The organism is Nocardioides sp. 503 (assembly GCF_004522095.1).
GTDB lineage: Bacteria > Actinomycetota > Actinomycetes > Propionibacteriales > Nocardioidaceae > Nocardioides.
The window spans coordinates 1,239,765-1,256,443 of record NZ_SPUI01000003.1 but is presented as its reverse complement, the minus strand read 5'-3'; the positions used below and the strand labels follow the sequence as shown (position 1 = coordinate 1,256,443).

14 protein-coding genes and 1 tRNA gene are annotated in these 16,679 nt (G+C 73.8%); 11 read left to right on the top strand and 4 right to left on the bottom strand.

All coding sequences use genetic code 11. The annotated features are described in order from the left end of the window. The first annotated feature begins 39 nt into the window (after positions 1-39). Entirely contained in the window at positions 40-771 is a 732-nt protein-coding gene (locus E4622_RS13110; protein ID WP_134740595.1) for an SDR family NAD(P)-dependent oxidoreductase, read from the top strand. 7 nt (positions 772-778) lie between these two features. Here E4622_RS13110 and E4622_RS13105 read toward each other — a convergent pair whose 3' ends face one another. After that, positions 779-1,762, bottom strand: a complete 984-nt coding sequence (locus E4622_RS13105) for an SDR family NAD(P)-dependent oxidoreductase (protein WP_134740594.1) — start codon at positions 1,760-1,762, stop codon at positions 779-781. 119 nt (positions 1,763-1,881) lie between these two features. Between E4622_RS13105 and E4622_RS13100 the strand changes: the two genes are divergently transcribed. Next, positions 1,882-2,928 carry a PP2C family protein-serine/threonine phosphatase gene (locus tag E4622_RS13100; RefSeq protein ID WP_134740593.1) on the top strand — a complete coding sequence of 349 codons (1,047 nt, stop codon included), beginning with the start codon at positions 1,882-1,884 and terminating at the stop codon, positions 2,926-2,928. 18 nt (positions 2,929-2,946) lie between these two features. Here E4622_RS13100 and E4622_RS13095 read toward each other — a convergent pair whose 3' ends face one another. After that, positions 2,947-5,226, bottom strand: a complete 2,280-nt coding sequence (locus E4622_RS13095; protein ID WP_167736071.1) for an InlB B-repeat-containing protein — start codon at positions 5,224-5,226, stop codon at positions 2,947-2,949. 198 nt (positions 5,227-5,424) lie between these two features. Beyond that, on the bottom strand, positions 5,425-5,733 hold the full coding sequence (locus tag E4622_RS13090) for a GNAT family N-acetyltransferase (protein WP_134740591.1): 309 nt from the start codon (positions 5,731-5,733) through the stop codon (positions 5,425-5,427). 192 nt (positions 5,734-5,925) lie between these two features. On the opposite strand from E4622_RS13090, the gene E4622_RS13085 reads away from it, so the two are divergent. Then, entirely contained in the window at positions 5,926-6,567 is a 642-nt protein-coding gene (locus E4622_RS13085; RefSeq protein WP_167736070.1) for an RNA polymerase sigma factor, read from the top strand. Further along, positions 6,564-7,598, top strand: coding sequence for a CU044_5270 family protein (locus tag E4622_RS13080; RefSeq protein ID WP_134740589.1), 1,035 nt, complete (start codon positions 6,564-6,566; stop codon positions 7,596-7,598). Before E4622_RS13085 ends, E4622_RS13080 begins: the two co-directional genes overlap by 4 nt. 180 nt (positions 7,599-7,778) lie before the next feature. Here E4622_RS13080 and E4622_RS13075 read toward each other — a convergent pair. Beyond that, positions 7,779-7,861: transfer RNA gene (locus tag E4622_RS13075), tRNA-Leu, on the bottom strand. Positions 7,862-8,019: 158 nt separating this feature from the next. Here E4622_RS13075 and E4622_RS13070 point away from each other — a divergent pair. From E4622_RS13070 to pknB, 7 genes are read left to right on the top strand one after another with little or no spacing between them, the layout of a single operon-like run. Continuing rightward, a complete protein-coding gene (locus E4622_RS13070; RefSeq protein ID WP_134740588.1) occupies positions 8,020-8,733 on the top strand; it encodes a DUF3662 and FHA domain-containing protein in 714 nt (237 codons plus the stop codon). Beyond that, a complete protein-coding gene (locus E4622_RS13065) occupies positions 8,726-9,199 on the top strand; it encodes an FHA domain-containing protein (protein WP_134740587.1) in 474 nt (157 codons plus the stop codon). The genes E4622_RS13070 and E4622_RS13065 overlap by 8 nt, the downstream gene beginning before the upstream one ends. Before the next feature lie 7 nt (positions 9,200-9,206). Further along, complete coding sequence (locus E4622_RS13060; RefSeq protein WP_134740586.1) at positions 9,207-10,592, top strand: protein phosphatase 2C domain-containing protein; 1,386 nt, start codon at positions 9,207-9,209, stop codon at positions 10,590-10,592. A gap of 3 nt (positions 10,593-10,595) precedes the next feature. Then, positions 10,596-11,984 carry an FtsW/RodA/SpoVE family cell cycle protein gene (locus E4622_RS13055; RefSeq protein ID WP_134740585.1) on the top strand — a complete coding sequence of 463 codons (1,389 nt, stop codon included), beginning with the start codon at positions 10,596-10,598 and terminating at the stop codon, positions 11,982-11,984. After that, positions 11,981-13,450 (top strand): penicillin-binding protein 2, encoded by a 1,470-nt coding sequence (locus E4622_RS13050; RefSeq protein WP_134740584.1) that lies wholly within the window; start codon positions 11,981-11,983, stop codon positions 13,448-13,450. Before E4622_RS13055 ends, E4622_RS13050 begins: the two co-directional genes overlap by 4 nt. Then, the gene (locus E4622_RS13045) at positions 13,443-14,858 is read left to right on the top strand and encodes a serine/threonine-protein kinase (RefSeq protein ID WP_134740583.1); all 1,416 of its coding nucleotides are present in this window, start codon (positions 13,443-13,445) and stop codon (positions 14,856-14,858) included. Before E4622_RS13050 ends, E4622_RS13045 begins: the two co-directional genes overlap by 8 nt. Further along, on the top strand, positions 14,855-16,657 hold the full coding sequence (pknB, locus tag E4622_RS13040; RefSeq protein WP_134740582.1) for a Stk1 family PASTA domain-containing Ser/Thr kinase: 1,803 nt from the start codon (positions 14,855-14,857) through the stop codon (positions 16,655-16,657). The genes E4622_RS13045 and pknB overlap by 4 nt, the downstream gene beginning before the upstream one ends. Positions 16,658-16,679: the final 22 nt, after the last annotated feature.

Here is a 16,679-nt window from a genome sequence, read left to right as displayed (position 1 = left end):
ACCGGCACCGTGGCAGGACACCCCCTCGAAGGAGATCCCATGTCACGCATCGTCCTGGTCACCGGCAGCACCCGCGGCCTCGGCCTGGCCACCGCCCGCCGCTTCGCCGAGGACGGCGACCACGTCGTCCTCACCGGCCGCGACGAGCAGGCCCTCGGCCGGGTCGTGGACCGGCTGCGCCTCGAGGGGCTCGAGGTCTCCGGCGTCGGGCTGGACGTCGACTCCGAGGTCAGCGTGCGCTGCGCGGCGCAGGAGGTGTCGCGCCGCCACGACCGCCTCGACGTGCTGGTCAACAACGCCGGGATCCTGCCCGAGGCGACCTCGACGGGCGCGGCGTTCGCCGAGCCGTCGGTCCTGGCCCGGACGCTCCACACCAACGTGGTCGGCGCCGCGCTCGTCATCGAGGCGTTCCTGCCGCTCGTGCTGCGCAGCGACGCGGGCCGGGTCGTCAACGTGTCCAGCACCATGGGCTCGCTCAGCGACCACGCCGACCCGGCGTCGCCGTACGCCGCCACGGCCGTGCCGGCCTACCGCGCGTCCAAGGCCGCACTCAACAGCCTGACCGTCTCGCTGGCGCGTCAGCTGGAGGGGACGTCCGTCGTCGTCACGGCCGTCTGCCCGGGCTTCGTGCAGACCGACCTGACGCCCTTCAGCCGCAACATCGCGCCGCTCACCGCCACGGAGGCCTCCGAGGTCGTGTGGCGGGCCGGGTCGCCGACCGAGACCCCGGCCGCCACGTTCGTCGACGCGGCCGGGCCCGTCGCCTGGTGAGCAGCCGCTACCAGGCGGCGGACGTCCCGGTGGCCGCGGAGACGTAGGAGAGGAAGCGCCGCACCTTGGTGTGGTCCTCGCCGCGCTGCCAGCCGTACGTCGTCGGGCGCAGCGCCCGGTCGTGCCAGAAGTGGTAGCTGCCCGAGGACTCCGGACGGGTCGCGACCAGCCACACGGCCGTGTCGGCGCCGCTGCGGGCGTCGCGCAGGAGCGGTCCCATCACCTTGTCGAAGCGCGGGAGGCTCTCGCTCACGCCCGGCGTCGCGACCCAGCCGGGGTGCATGCTCTCCACGCGGACCCCGCCGCCGCGCAGCCGCCCGGCCCAGGCCTCCGCCAGGACGACCTGCATCCGCTTGGTCCGGGCGTAGGCCTGGACGCCGTCGTAGGTCCCGTCGCGGAACTCGATCCCGTCCTCGGTGTCGCGCAGCCCGGCGCCGTACATGCCCCCCGACGACATGAACACCACCGACGAGCCGCCGGTGGTGGTCGCCGCGCCGAGCACGGGCAGGAGCAGCTCGGTCATGAGGTGCGGCCCGAGGACGTGGGCGGCGAGGGCGAGCTCGTGACCCTGCGCGGTCTCGGCGCGCTCGGGCGGCATGGCGCCGGCGTTGTGGACGAGGCCGTGGAGGACGTCGACGCGCCCGAGGAGGTCGGCGCACCAGACGCGTACGGCGTCCAGGTCGCCGATGTCGCACACCTCCTCGACGACCTCGGCGGTGGGCACGGCGCGGCGCAGGCGCTCGGCGTAGCGGGTGACCTTGTCGGCGCTGCGCCCGAGCACGTGGACGGTCGCGCCGAGCTCGGCGAAGGAGACCGCGATGGCCTCGCCGATGCCGGACGTGGCCCCGGTGACGACGACCCGCTTGCCGTGCATCGAGCCGGGCGCCGGGTCGGCGGGCCACCACCGGCGGCGCAGCGCGGGCCCGATCTTCGTGTAGCCGAGCACGAGGGAGCGGTCGAGCACGGCGTCGAGCACGGCGGTGGCGGACATGGGGCCAGCCTGGCAGCAGGAGCAAGCGGGAACGGGGGTGACCGACGTCATGCGGAACATTCCGCAGCGGGTCTACGTATTCGCAGGTCAGGGGGCCTGTCTGCTGCGATGCTCTGCGCATGCCCCCCAGCACTCTCGGACGGCTGGGGCTCCTCGCACGCGATCGGGGGCTCCAGGCCGGCTTCGGCGTCCTCGCGCTCTTCGTCGTAGGCGACCTGCGCCGCGACATCCTGCTCACCGCCACCTACTCGGCCAGCGCGATCATCGCCTCGATGCTCACCACCGCCCGCCGCACGGCGGCCGTGGCCGTGGTCAGCGGGGTGCTGGCGTTCCTGGTGGGCTACCTCGACGACGGCGCCGCCGGAGAGGAATGGCTCCTGCGCGGCTGGCTCGGCGCCGCCCTCGGCGTGCTCGCCGTGATCTCGGCCGTGGTGCGCGACCGGCGCGAGGAGCGGCTGCGCCGGATGACGGTGATCGCCGCGACCGCGCAGCAGGCCCTGCTCAGCTCGATGCCGTCCCGGCTGGCCGAGGTCGAGCTGGCGGCGCGCTACGTCTCGGCCACCACCGCCGCCCAGGTCGGCGGGGACCTCTACGAGGTGAGCTCCACGCCGTACGGCGTGCGGATGATCGTCGGCGACGTGAAGGGCAAGGGCATCGAGGCGGTCCAGATCGCGGCCTCGGTGCTGAGCGCCTTCCGCCACGCCGCGGTGACCGAGACCGACGTCGGCGCGGTGGCTCGCACGCTCGACGCGGCCGTGGGCCGGATGGTCTCCGACGAGGACTTCGTGACCGCCATCGTCGCGGAGTTCACCCACGACCGGGTCACGTTGGCCAACTGCGGCCACCCCTCGCCGGTGCTCGTGGCCGGCCGGCGGACCGTGGTCCTCGACCCCAGCGAGCACACGCTGCCCCTCGGCCTGGGCGCCGACCCGGTCCTGAGCACCCACGAGTGGCCCGACGGCGCCCGCCTGCTCCTCTTCACCGACGGCCTGGTCGAGGCCCGCGACCGCCGCGGCCGCTTCTTCCCGCTCGAGGACCACGCCGAGGAGCTGGCCGACGGCTCGCTGGACCAGGCGCTCGACCACCTCGTCGACCAGCTACTGCTGCACGCCGGCACCTCCGTCGACGACGACCTCGCGCTGGTGCTCACCGAGCACCACGCCTGAGGGCGACGCCGACGCCGGTCAGCGGCGCTGGACGCGGTCCGTGGGCGTGCTCGTGCGGACGGTGGACCGGTAGCCCGTCTTGACGCTGGTCACCGTGACGGTGATCCGCCGGCCCCACTGGACCGGCCGGAGCCGCAGCCGGGGGCCGGTGCCGCGCCTGATCACGACCCCGTCCGCGCTCCACCGGTAGGTGAGCGTGGCGCCCGCGTCGTGCGCTCCGGGGACGGCGGTGAGGACCCGGCCGACCCGAGCCGTGCCCCTGACCGCGGGCACGGGGACCCGGTGCTGCCGCCCGGGGCGGACCACCCGACCCACGAACCGGTTGCGGTCGACGTAGCCGGCCTTGGAGAAGGTGACCTTGGCGGCGACGCGGTGACCGAGGTCGGCGGCGGTGAGGACGTGCTGCAGCCCGGTGGCGCCCGCGATCGCCACGCCGTCACGCTGCCACATGATTCTCGGAGTCGGAGTCCACGCGGGCAGGGTGACGGTGATCCTCCGGCCCACGAGGGACGGGCCGGTGAGCCCGATCCTGGGCAGGTCGTACAGGGCGCTTCGCCGGACGACGCCGGTGGGCTGCGACGTGCCGGTGCCCGGGGCGTACGGCGCGAGCTCGGCGTCGGCGACGACGCTGAACGTGGCACCGAGGTCGCTCGGGGTCAGCTCGTACGTCGGGCCGGTCGCCGCCGCGACCGGGGTCGTGCTGCCGCGCGCGGTGCGCTGCCACGTGAAGGTGACGTCCGCGCCGCTCGGCGACGTCGGTCCCGTGCTGGCGAGGAGCACGTCCCCGACGGCGGGGGCGCCCGTGCCGCGCGTGGCGCTGCTGGTGTTGGACAGGGTCGGCGCAGGCACGTCGACGATCTGCTGCCAGCTCGCGCGCGCCGTGACCGCCACCGCCGTGCCGTCGGTGCTGGAGCCGAAGACGGTCAGGTCGGTGTCGATGCCGAGCGGGTCGGCGCCGGCGCCGGTGACCCAGCCGGTGAAGACGTGGCCGGCCCGTTCGGGGGACGGCGGCAGCGTGCGGTCGCCGTGGGCGAGCGTGTCGGCGAAGACCGTGGTCGGTGCGGGGACGGGGGTGCCGCCGTCCGCGTCGTAGGTGATGGTGGTGTGGCGCCCGGTGACCTCGGCGACGGTCACCCCGTCGGTGGGGACGGTGATGGCGCCGCCGTTGCTGACGGTGCCGGCGCCGGTGAGGCCGGCCGAGGTGGCCGGGTCGCGCTCGATCGTCCCGGCGGCCGCGACGACCACGCTCGGATCGGCGCCGAGGTTGGGGACCACGAGGTTGCTCCGCAGACGCAGGGTCCCGCCGTTGACGGTGACGAGGATGCCGGTCGGCGCCGCCGCGTCGTCGCCGACGGCCGACGCACCGTCCTTGCCGTGGGCCACGACGGTCGCCTCGTCGTTGACCGTGACCGACACGGCGCCCAGGGCCTGGCCGGAGGGGCTCTGGGCGCCCCTGCCGATCCCGGCGTAGCCGTAGCCGTCGCCGTCGCCGTCGCCGTCTGCGTTGATCGTGGCCCGGTCGTTGGCCACGACGGTCGCCCCGCCCGTGCCGAAGAGCCCCCCGCCGATGCCGGCACCCCCCTCGACGCCGAGGCCGGTGATGACCGAGTCGTCGTCGGCGACCACCGGGTTGGCACCGCCGCGGCCGGACCTGCCGAAGCCGATGCCGGCGCCGTGGTCGCCGGTGGTCCCCCTGATGGTGGCGAAGTCCTCGCTGCGGACGGTGCCGTTGCCGCCGTACTCCGCCCCGCCGATCCCCGCTGAGTCGTGGCCGCCGACTGCCTCGATGGTCGAGTGGCCGCGCGCCGTGACGTCGCCTCCGTCACGACCGCCACCGCCACCCTGGCCGCCCACGCCGGCGGAGCCGAAGCCGCCGTAGGCGCGGACGTGGGCGAACCCCGAGCTCACGAGCGGGCCACCGTTGCGGATGCCGGCGGGTCCGTAGTACTGGTCTGCCTCGCTCGCTCTCGCGTCGGCGGTCAGGACGCCCGCAGTCGCCGCCGTCGTGGAGTCGGTGACCTCGAGCGTCTGACCGCCGCCGATCTGGACACTGCGGACGGTCAGGTCGTGCCCAGCCAGGTCGAGCACGGTGTCGCAGCCGACCTCGAGCACGGTGGTGGGACCGCTCAGGTCCTGGGTCAGCGCGACGCGGTACGGCGATCCGGCGCAGGCGGCCAGCGCGGCCTGCAGGTCGGTCACGTCCGAGCCGGGGTCCGCGGCAGCGGGCGCGGCCGGCGTCAGGGCGAGACCGGCGACGCACAGGGACAGGACGGTGACACACGCGCGGATGCTCTTCACGACGCTCCAAGGTTCTCGGGCGCCGACGTCCGGCCTGCCTCTCGTCTGATTCGACCACGGCAGGTGCGTGCCGCGTCGTCGTTCCGCCGATCTCCGGGGCGTGGGTCGCGGCGGCGCGGCGGCGCGGCGGGTCGTGTGCCGCACCCAGCGCCGGGACGCGGCCTCCGGCACACGACCCGACCCCGCGACGCGGGACCCTCAGTCGGTGGCGGTCGAGCGGGGCGCGCGGTAGTCGAGGTCGGCGTACTCGGGGTGGCGCTGCAGGTAGGCCTGCACGAAGGGGCACACCGGCAGCGCCCGCAGCTCCTGGGCGCGGACGTCGTCGAGCGCCGCGCGCACCAGGGCGCCGCCGACGCCCTGGCCCTCGGAGCCGGGGAACACCTCGGTGTGGGTGAAGACCACGAGCTCGGGGGTCGACTGGTAGGCGGCGAACCCGAGCAGCGTCTCCCCCTCGCGGATCTCGTAGCGGCTCTCGGCGTCGTTGCGCACGACCTCGGTGGCTGTCATGGGCCCATTCTCTCGCGGACCCCAGGCGCCGGTCGCGGTGCGGGGGCGTCGGGCGTCGGGCCGGGGTCGTGTGCCGCAGAGCGCGCTCCGGCGCTGCGGGGGGCACACGACCCTCCCGGGCAACCCGCAGCCCCGACCGAGAAACACCGGCCTGGTCGCGCAACCGTGACGGCGTCGCGGACAGTGACGGGTGTGAGCTCCTCCCCCGACCGTCCCGACGCCCCGCAGCACCGGGCGCAGCGCGCGCTGCTGCGGGCCGGCGACCACGACGCCTTCGGGCGGCTCTTCGCCGACCACGCCGACGAGGTGTTCTCGCTGGCCCTGCGCCTGACCGGCCTGCGAGCCGTCGCCGAGGACGTCACGTCCGAGGTCTACCTCGTCGCCTGGCGACGGCGCCACACCGTCGAGCTGAGCGACCTCCCGCTGCGGAGCTGGCTGCTCGCCATCGCCGCCCGCCAGGCGATGAACGCCACCCGCGGAATCCGCCGGCGGCGGTCGTTCCTGCACTCGGGCCGGGCCCGACCCGGGGTGGTCGCCGACTTCGCCGACGAGACGGCCGGCCGCCTCGACGACGCCCGCCTCCTCGAGCGCACCCGCGCGGCGATGGCGGCGCTGACCCGCCCCGAGCTGGAGGTGGTCACGCTGTGCGTCTGGTCGGAGCTCACGTACGCCGAGGCCGCGGAGGCCCTCGGCGTCCCGGTCGGCACGGTGCGCTCGCGCCTGAACCGCGCGCGACGGCGGCTCCGCACGCTGACCGCGGGACCGGACCCGGCCCCCACGCCACCGTCCACTCGTCCCGCCCCCGCCCCCACGAACCCCCGAGGACACCGGTGACCGCCCCCGAGCAGACCCTGCACGACCTCCTCCCCGCACCGGTGACGACTTCACCGACGGCGCCCGAGCGGGACCGCATCGAGGCGAGGCTGCGCGAGGGGCTGCGCCACCAGGCCCGACGCGAGCAGCGCGCCACCGCGTGGCGCGAGCGTGCCGGCGCGGTCGCCGCGCCCGGCGTCGTCCTCGCGTGCCTGGGAGCGGTGGTCACCCTGACGGTGCTGGTCGCCGGGTCCCCCGCTCCCGAGAGCGGGAGCGCCCAGCGGGTCCGTCCCGTGGTGGCCGCGCCGCTCGCCGTCCAGGTGCTCGACCGCGCCTCGCGCAACGCGGCCCGCCGCGACGTCACGCCGCCGGCGCCGGGCGAGCTGCTCTACGCCCGCAGCATCGTGCGCTCCAACGAGGGCCGGTACGGCGGTCCGGTCCAGCTGGCCGGGCGCCACGTCCGCGAGATCTGGCTGAGCCAGGAGGACGGACCCACCCAGGACCTCGGGCTGATCCGCGAGTTCGGCCAGGACTGGCCCATCCGCAGCGGCGGGCCGGTGCCGGCGGGTCCGGCACGTCCCACCTACGGCTACCTGGCCTCCCTGCCGACCGACCCCGACGAGCTCCTCGACGCGCTGGAGTCACAGCTCGCGCCCTGGGACGACGCCCGCACCCGCGACCAGGTCGTCTTCGACCAGATCGCGAGCCTGATGGGCGAGGTGGCCGCGCCGCCCGACGTCACCGCCGCCCTCTTCCAGGCGCTCACGCGGATCCCCGGCGTCCAGGTCGAGGCGGGCGCACGCGACCTGCTCGGTCGCCCGGGCGTCGGGCTCACCCGCACCGACGGCGTGTTCCTGACTCGCGACGTCCTCATCCTCGACCCGCGCACCGGCGAGGTCATCGGCACCCGCTCCTACATGGACGGCCCGCAGGGCGAGACGCTGTACGGCGCCACCGCCCTCGTGCAGCGCGGCACGGCGCGCCGCGCCGGTGAGCCGCCCGTCCCCCCGGCCGACGCGCCCAGGGCGACCTCCGCCGCCGGGCGCGCCTGACCCGTCCAGCTGATCGGTGGACGCGCCGCCGACCGGGTCGTGTGCCGGAGAGCGCGCTCCGGCGCTGCCTGCGGCACACGACCCGCACCGACCCCGCACCGACCCACCACGCACCCACTGCGCACCGCTCGCCACAACGCCGCAGGGCCCCGGGAGACCCGGGGCCCTGCGGTCTATCTGTGCGCGAGGGGGGATTTGAACCCCCACGCCCTTTCGGACACTGGCACCTGAAGCCAGCGCGTCTGCCGTTCCGCCACTCGCGCAAGTGAGCCGGGTCAGGCTATCCCAGGGCGGGTTTGACCCCCAAACCGGGCCGGAGGGTGCACGATGCGCGGGCACGACCCCGATACGATCGATCGAACCCCGTCTCGAGGACGGGTCCGTTCGCCATGTCTGGCGCTGTCTGCGGAAGGAGGGGGACGTGGGAGGCCTGCAGAGGTTCGAGCAACGGCTCGAGCAGATGATCTCCGGCGCGTTCGCCCGGGCGTTCCGCTCCGCCGTGCAGCCGGTCGAGATCGCCGCCGCGCTCCAGCGCGAGTGCGACAACAACGCCCAGATCCTCTCGCGCGACCGCCGGCTGGTGCCCAACGACTTCCACGTCGAGCTCTCGCAGACCGACCTGGACCGGCTCGCGACGTACGAGGGCGCCATGGCCAAGGAGCTCATCGGCCAGCTCCGTGAGCACGCCGACGCCCAGGGCTACGTCTTCACCGGGCCCGTGCAGCTCGGCTTCGAGCCGGCCGACGACCTCACCACCGGCCGCTTCCGGATCCGCAGCTCCGCCCAGGCGTCGGTCACCGGCAACGCCTCCCACACGCAGGTCAGCCGGGCCCGCGCGGTGCTCGACGTCAACGGCACCCAGCACCCGCTGCAGCCTCCCGGCCTGGTGATCGGGCGCGGCACCGAGGCCGACGTCCGCATCAGCGACCCGGGCGTCAGCCGACGGCACGTGGAGTTCACCGTCTCCGGCGTCGGCGACGAGCTGGAGATCGAGGTCCACGACCTGGGCTCCACCAACGGCATGCTGGTCGAGGGCCGCAAGGTCAAGCACGCCGGCCTGCACGACGGCTCGCGGGTCAAGATCGGCAACACCACCATGACCGTGCGCGTGGTCCGGGAGGACGCCGATGTCTGAGCTGACGCTCTTCCTCATCCGGATCGCCTACCTCGCGATCCTGTGGATCTTCGTACTGTCCGCGATCTCGGTGATCCGCTCCGACATGTTCGGCGCCCGGGTGCCCGAGGCCGCGCGGGCCGCCGCCGGCGGCGCCAAGCCGGCCAAGCAGAAGAAGCCGCCCAAGCGCCGTGGCTCTCCCACCCAGGTCGTCGTCACCTCCGGCACCAACAACGGCGCCACCGCCTCGCTCGACCACGCCCCGATCCTGATCGGCCGCGGCCCCGACGCCGCGATCCGGCTCGAGGACGACTACGTCTCCACCCGACACGCCCGGATCGCCGCCTCGGGCGACCAGTGGTTCGTCGAGGACCTCGGCTCCACCAACGGCACCTACATCGGCACCGTCCGCATCACCCAGCCCACCACGATCACGCTCGGCACCCAGGTCCGGATCGGCAAGACGATCCTGGAGCTGCGCAAGTGAGCTGCTCATGAGCCTGCGCCTGCACTACTCGGCCATCTCCGACGTCGGCCGCGTACGCAAGGACAACCAGGACTCCGGGTACGCCGGCGCCTGGCTGCTCGCCGTGTGCGACGGCGTGGGCGGGGCGGCCCGGGGCGACATCGCCTCGGCCACCGCCATCCAGACCCTGCGCGAGCTCGACGTGCCGCCGGCCGACGACACCGGCGCCGACCTGCTCGACCGGGTCGCCGACACGCTGCACGAGGCGCACCTGCGCATCGGGCAGCTCGTCGACGCCGACCCGGCCCTCAACGGCACCAGCACCACCGCCACCGTCGCGCTCTTCGACGGCGACCGCGTCGGGATGGGCCACGTCGGCGACAGCCGCGCCTACCTCTACCGCGACCAGGAGCTCTCCCAGCTCACCAAGGACCACACCTTCGTCCAGTCGCTCATCGACGAGGGCCGCATCACCGAGGCCGAGTCGCGGGTCCACCCGCACCGCAACCTCATCCTCAAGGCGCTCGACGGCATGCAGGAGGCCGACCCCGACCTGTTCATGATCGAGCTGGTGCCCGGCGACCGGCTGTTCCTGTGCAGCGACGGCGCCTGCGGCGTGCTCGACGACGGCCGGCTCGCCGACATCCTCTCGATGGGCACGCCCGACTACGCCGCGGTCGAGCTCGTGCGCGCCAGCCTCGAGGCCGGCAGCTCCGACAACGTCACCTGCCTGGTCGCCGACGTCGTCACCGAGGAGGCCTCGGCCGACGACCCGGCCTACGAGGCCCTGGAGCCGCTGCTGGTCGGCGCGGCCGCCGAGCTGCGCCGCCGCGCCCCGCGCGCCAAGGGCAGCCTCTTCCGCGGGCACCGCGCCGGCGACACCGGCGAGCTGGACCCCATCGAGGACGAGATCGTCGGCGGACCCGGGGGCGGGGCCGGCGGCTCGTCGGCGCCGGTGGACCCCGAGGCCGCCCGCTACGCCCCGATCCCCCCGTCGCGCTACCAGTGGCTGACCCGCCTGCTCGTGCTCGCGGTCGTGGTCGGCGTCGTCTGGGTGGCCGCCGCGGCGGCGTACTCCTGGACCCAGCGCCAGTACTTCGTCGGCGAGAGCGACGGCAACGTCGTCATCTACCGCGGCATCAACACCGACCTGCCCGGCATGGACCTCAGCGACCTCTACCAGACCAGCGACGTCGAGCTGGACCGACTCAGCGACTACGACGCCGGGCGCGTGCGGCAGGGCATCGAGGTCAGCGACCTCGACGCCGCCCGCGAGACCGTCCAGAACCTGTCCGCCGAGATGTCCCCCGCGGAGAGCCCCGCAGACACCCCCACCGACACCCCGACCGGCACGGCCACCGAGACGCCGACCGGCACCCCGCCGAGCACGGCCAGCACCGAAGGGGCCGGCTGAGCCATGTCCCAGTCCTCGGCCCTGATGGGGTTCGTGCACCGCCGGCGACGCGGTGCCGAGCTGTTCCTGCTCATCCTCGCGCTCGGGGTCGGCATCGGCGCCTACGCCGCGGTCGGCATCGGGGTCGAGGGCCACGTGCCCGTCGACATCCTCGGCTACGGCGGCTGGCTGGCCGCGCTGCTCGTCGGCGCCCACGTCGCGGTCCGCCTGGTCGCGCCGTACGCCGACCCGGTGCTGCTGCCGGTCGTCGCCGCGCTCAACGGTCTCGGCCTGGCGGTCATCCACCGCCTCGACCTCACCGAGGGCACCACCTTCGCCCGCCAGCAGCTGACCTGGATGACGCTGGGCGTCGTGCTGTTCGTCGGCGCGCTCGTGGTCCTGCGCGATCACCGCATCCTGACCCGGTTCACCTACACCTTCGGCCTGCTGGCGATCGTGCTGCTGCTCCTGCCGATGGTCCCCGGCGTCGGCAAGACCATCAACGGCGCCAAGATCTGGATCGGCGTCGGGCCCTTCACCTTCCAGCCGGGCGAGGTCGCCAAGGTGCTGCTGGTCGTCGCGTTCGCCGGCTACCTCGTCCTGCACCGCGACGCGCTCGCCCTGGCCGGACGACGGGTCCTCTTCGTCGACCTGCCGCGCGGCCGCGACCTCGGCCCGATCCTCGCGATGTGGCTGGTCAGCCTCGGCATCCTGGTCTTCCAGCGCGACCTCGGCTCCAGCCTGCTCTTCTTCGGCCTCTTCCTCGTGATGCTCTACGTCGCCACCGAGCGGCCCGGCTGGCTGGTCGTCGGCGGCGGGCTGTTCATCTCGGGCGCGTTCGTCGCGTGGCGCCTCTTCGGCCACGTGCAGGACCGCGTCGACATCTGGCTGCACCCCTTCGACTACTACAACGCCCCGCGCCCGCCCTACAGCGACCAGATCGTCGAGACCATGTTCGGCATGGGCTGGGGCGGCCTCATCGGGCGCGGCTTCGGCGAGGGCGACCCGACCCGCATCACCTACGCCGAGGCCGACTTCATCATGGGCGCGATCGGCGAGGAGCTCGGGCTCACCGGCGTCATCGCCGTGCTGGTGCTCTACGGCCTCATCGTCGAGCGGGCCCTGCGCGCGGCGCTGATCTCGCGCGACGGCTTCGGCAAGCTGGTCGCGGTCGGGCTGGCCGGCGTGGTCACGCTGCAGGTCTTCGTGGTCGTCGGCGGCGTCACCCGGCTGATCCCGCTCACCGGTCTCACCACGCCGTTCCTGTCCTACGGCGGCTCCTCGCTCGTGGCCAACTGGGTCATCATCGCGCTGCTGCTGCGCATCTCCGACCAGGCCCGTCGCCCCGTCCCGGACCTCTCCGGGCCGAGCGAGGCGCCCGACGAGCAGTCCACGCAGGTGATCAAGCTGTGAACAAGCCCATCCGCACGGTCTCGCTCTTCTGCCTCTTCCTGTTCGTGGCGCTGATGCTCAACGCGACCTACCTGCAGTTCTGGAAGGCCGACGACCTCAACAACGACGCCCGCAACCGCCGGGTGATCGAGGAGTCCTACTCCCGCGAGCGCGGCGCGATCCTGGTCGGCCGCGACCCGGTGGCCGAGAGCGTGCCGAGCGACGACCGGTTCGAGTTCCAGCGCACCTACGCCGAGCCGTTCCGCTACGCGCCCGTCACGGGCTACTTCTCCTACTTCAGCCAGACCGGCGTGGAGCGCTCCCAGAACCAGGTCCTCTCGGGCGAGGACCCGCGCCTGTTCGTCACCAAGCTCGTCGACCTGCTCACCAATGACCCCCACAAGGGCGGCAGCGTCCAGCTCACGATCGACCCCGAGGCGCAGGACGCCGCCTTCGAGGGCCTGGACGCGCTGCCCGGCGACGTCGAGGGCTCGGTCGTGGCGCTCGACCCGAGCACCGGCAAGATCCTGGCGATGGTCTCGCTCCCGAGCTACGACCCCAACAAGCTGGCCTCGCACGACCTCGACGAGGTCAGCGACACCTACGACAAGCTCCTCGCCGACGACTCCGAGCCGCTGCTCAACCGCGGCATCCAGACCACGCTGCCGCCGGGCTCGACGTTCAAGCTGGTGACCGCGGCGGCCGCGATCGAGAGCGGCGCCTACACCGCGGACAGCATGGTGCCGGGCGGCGCGACGTACCGCCTGCCCCAGACCTCGGGCGACAGCGGCGTCATCGACAACGAGGGCCGCGACTGCGGCACCGACAGGATCCCCTTCGAGCAGGCCATGGAGAACTCCTGCAACACCACCTTCGCGGCGCTCGCCGTGGAGGTCGGCGCGGAGGCGATGATCAAGCAGGCCGAGGCCTTCGGGTTCAACACCACCTACCTCGAGGACCTGCGCCCCCAGGCCAAGTCGAACTTCCCGACCGAGATGAACCCGCCTCAGACCGGCCAGGCCGGGATCGGCCAGTTCGAGGTGCGGTCCACGCCGCTGCAGATGGCGATGGTCGTCGCCGGGATCGCCAACGGCGGCGTGGTGAGGCGTCCCTACGTCGTCGACGAGGTCCAGTCGGCCGACCTCGCCACGCTCGAGAAGACCGAGGCCAGCGACCTGTCGCAGGCCGTGTCGTCCTCCACCGCCGCCGACCTCACCCAGCTGCTGGTCGCCACCGTCGACAACGGCACGGCCTCGCCCGCGGCGATCCCCGGCGTCAGCGTCGCCGGCAAGACCGGCACCGCCCAGAGCGGGCAGGACGACGTGCCGCCCTACGCCTGGTTCGTCTCCTTCGCGCCCGCCGAGGACCCCGAGGTCGCCGTCGCGGTGATGATCGAGTCGGCCGACATCCCGCGCGGCGAGATCGCGGGCGGCCAGCTCGGCGGTCCCATCGCCAAGGCCGTGATGGAGGCGATCCTCGATGACTGACACGTCTGGCACGTCCGGCACCCCGGAGCGCTTCGCCGACGACGCGCGCCGCTACCGGCTCGACTCCCGCATCGCCACCGGCGGCATGGGCGAGGTGTGGCGCGCCACCGACACCACGCTGGGCCGCGAGGTGGCCGTCAAGCTGCTCAAGCACGAGTTCGCCGACGACCCGACGTTCCGCTCCCGCTTCGAGACCGAGGCCCAGCACGCCGCGGCACTGCACCACCCCGGCGTCGCAGGCGTCTACGACTTCGGCGAGGCGCTGGGCCCGGGTGCCGCCGACGGGTCCGGCGCGCCGCGGCCCTACCTCGTCATGGAGCTGGTCGACGGCAAGCCGCTGTCGGACCTCCTGCGCGGCGGCCGGCCGCTCGACCCCGAGGTCGCCCGCGACCTGCTCGCGCAGGCCGCCGACGCCGTGGCGGTCGCGCACGCCGCCGGGATCGTGCACCGCGACATCAAGCCGGCCAACCTGCTGGTGACGCCGGACCGCAAGATCAAGATCACCGACTTCGGGATCGCCCGCGCCGCGGACGGTGTGGGCATCACCCAGACCGGCCAGGTGATGGGCACCCCGCAGTACATCTCGCCCGAGCAGGCGCGCGGCAACCCCGCCACGCCCGCCTCCGACGTCTACTCCCTCGGCGTCGTGGCGTTCGAGTGCCTCGTCGGCCGGCGGCCCTTCGAGGCCGAGTCCCCGATCGCCACCGCGCTCGCCCACCTCCAGCAGCCCGTCCCGGACCTGCCCGACGGCGTGCCGGCCGACCTCGCCGCCGTCGTACGGCGTGCGCTCATCAAGGAGCCCGCCGACCGCTACGTCGACGCCGCGGCGTTCGCCACGGCGCTGCGCAACCCGGCGACCGAGGTCATGGCGCCGCCGCCGCCGGTCGCCGACGACCTGAGCACCCAGGTCATGGCACCCGTCCCGGTCGCGGCCGGTCCGACGGTCGTCACGCCCGTGCCACCGGTGCCACCCGGCCCGGCCACGCCCGACGACGACCGTCGCCGTGGCCCGTGGGGCATCGTCCTGCTGGTGCTGCTGCTCGTGGCCGCGGCCGCGGTCGTGCTGCTGCTCGTCACCGGCGGGGACGACGATCCCGACGACGAGACCCCGCCCGCGCAGACACCGACCTCGGAGCCCACGACCGAGGACACCCCCACGCAGGAGCCGACCGAGTCCGAGGACGAGCCGGAGCCGCCGCCCGAGACGCCGTCGGACACCCCCAGCGACACCCCCTCCGACACGCCCAGCGAGACTCCCTCGGAGACCCCGAGCGACACGCCGTCGGAAACCCCCAGCGACACCCCGAGCGACACGCCGCCCAGCGAGCCCGTCGACTCCACGCCGTCAGATCCCGCTCAGTCGCCGCAGCAGCGGACGACGAACCCCGAGGAAGTGCCCACCCGATGAGCAACTCACAGCCGACGGTCGTCGGGGGCCGCTACGAGCTCGGCGAGCTCCTCGGCCGCGGCGGCATGGCTGAGGTCCGCAAGGGCACCGACACGCGCCTGGGGCGCGTGGTGGCGGTCAAGCGCCTGCGCACCGACCTGGCGAGCGACGCCACGTTCCAGGCGCGCTTCCGCCGCGAGGCGCAGTCCTCGGCGTCGCTCAACCACCCCTCGATCGTCGCCGTCTACGACACCGGCGAGGAGCCGGCCGCCGACGGGTCCGGCGTCGCCCAGCCCTACATCGTCATGGAGTTCGTGGCCGGCCGCACGCTGCGCGACATCCTGCGCGAGGGCCGCAAGATCCTGCCCGAACGGGCGCTGGAGATCACGAGCGGCGTGCTGTCCGCGCTCGACTACAGCCACCGCGCCGGCATCATCCACCGCGACATCAAGCCCGGCAACGTGATGCTCACGCCCAGCGGCGACATCAAGGTCATGGACTTCGGCATCGCCCGCGCCATCAGCGACGCCTCGTCCACGATGACGCAGACCGCCGCCGTCGTCGGGACCGCGCAGTACCTCTCCCCCGAGCAGGCGCGCGGCGAGACCGTCGACTCCCGCTCGGACGTCTACTCCACCGGCTGCCTGCTCTACGAGCTCCTCACCGGCCGGCCGCCGTTCGTGGGCGACAGCCCGGTCGCGGTCGCCTACCAGCACGTCCGCGAGCAGGCCGCGCCGCCGTCGGACCACGACACCGAGCTGCCGCCCGAGATCGACACGATCGTGATGAAGTCGCTGGCCAAGCGGCTCGAGGACCGCTACCAGTCCGCCGCGGCGATGCGCGCCGACATCGAGCGCTACCTCGCCGGCGTACCCGTGCAGGCGACCGTCGCGCCGCCGCCGGAGCACACGATGGTGGTGGGGGCCGCCGTCCCCGCGACGACCACCGTGGCCGCGACCGCCCCGGGTCCGCCCCTGCCGGCCGACACCGACGACGACCGCGGGCGCAACACCGGGCTCCTGTGGTTCCTCGGCATCCTCGCGCTCCTGCTCATCGTGGCCGGCGTCTTCTTCCTGCCGAAGCTCTTCGAGAGCCCTCCGGAGCAGACCCAGGTGCCGCGGCTCGTGGGCCTGACCTACGACGAGGCGCTGCTCGAGATCGCCGACGCCGGCCTCACGAAGGGCGAGGTCTCCTACGCGCCCGACGACACCGTGCGCGAGAACCACGTGATCAGCCAGTCCCCCAACCTCGACCAGTTCGTCGACCCCGGCTCCGCGGTCGACCTGGTGATCTCCAACGGCAAGCCGCTGGTGGCCGTCCCGGCCGTGATCGGCCAGCCCCGCAAGGACGCCGCCGCCGCGCTCGAGGCCGCCGGGCTCAAGGTCAACCAGCAGGAGCGCGACTCCGACGAGGACAAGAACGAGGTCGTCGAGACCGACCCCGCGGTCGGCACCGAGGTGCCCACGGGCAGCACCGTGACCATCTTCTACTCCGACGGCCAGGAGAAGATCCCGGACGTCATCGGCGACCGCCAGGAGGTCGCGGAGCAGAAGGTCCGCGCCGCCGGCTTCACCCCGGTCGTCCGTCCGGACGCCTCCTCGACCGAGCCGGCCGGCACCGTCGTCGACCAGTTCCCGCTGGGCGAGCAGACCGCCGACGCGGGCGCCGAGGTGATCCTGTTCGTCTCGACCTACGTCGAGCCGACCCCGACCGCCCCCACGACCGAGCCGCCGCCCCCGACCACGCCGACGCCGACAGCCCCGACGGACACGCCGAGCATCCCGATCCCCAGCCGCGGCGACCGCGAGGACCGCGACTAGCCGGAGGTCGAGGAGGGGCGAA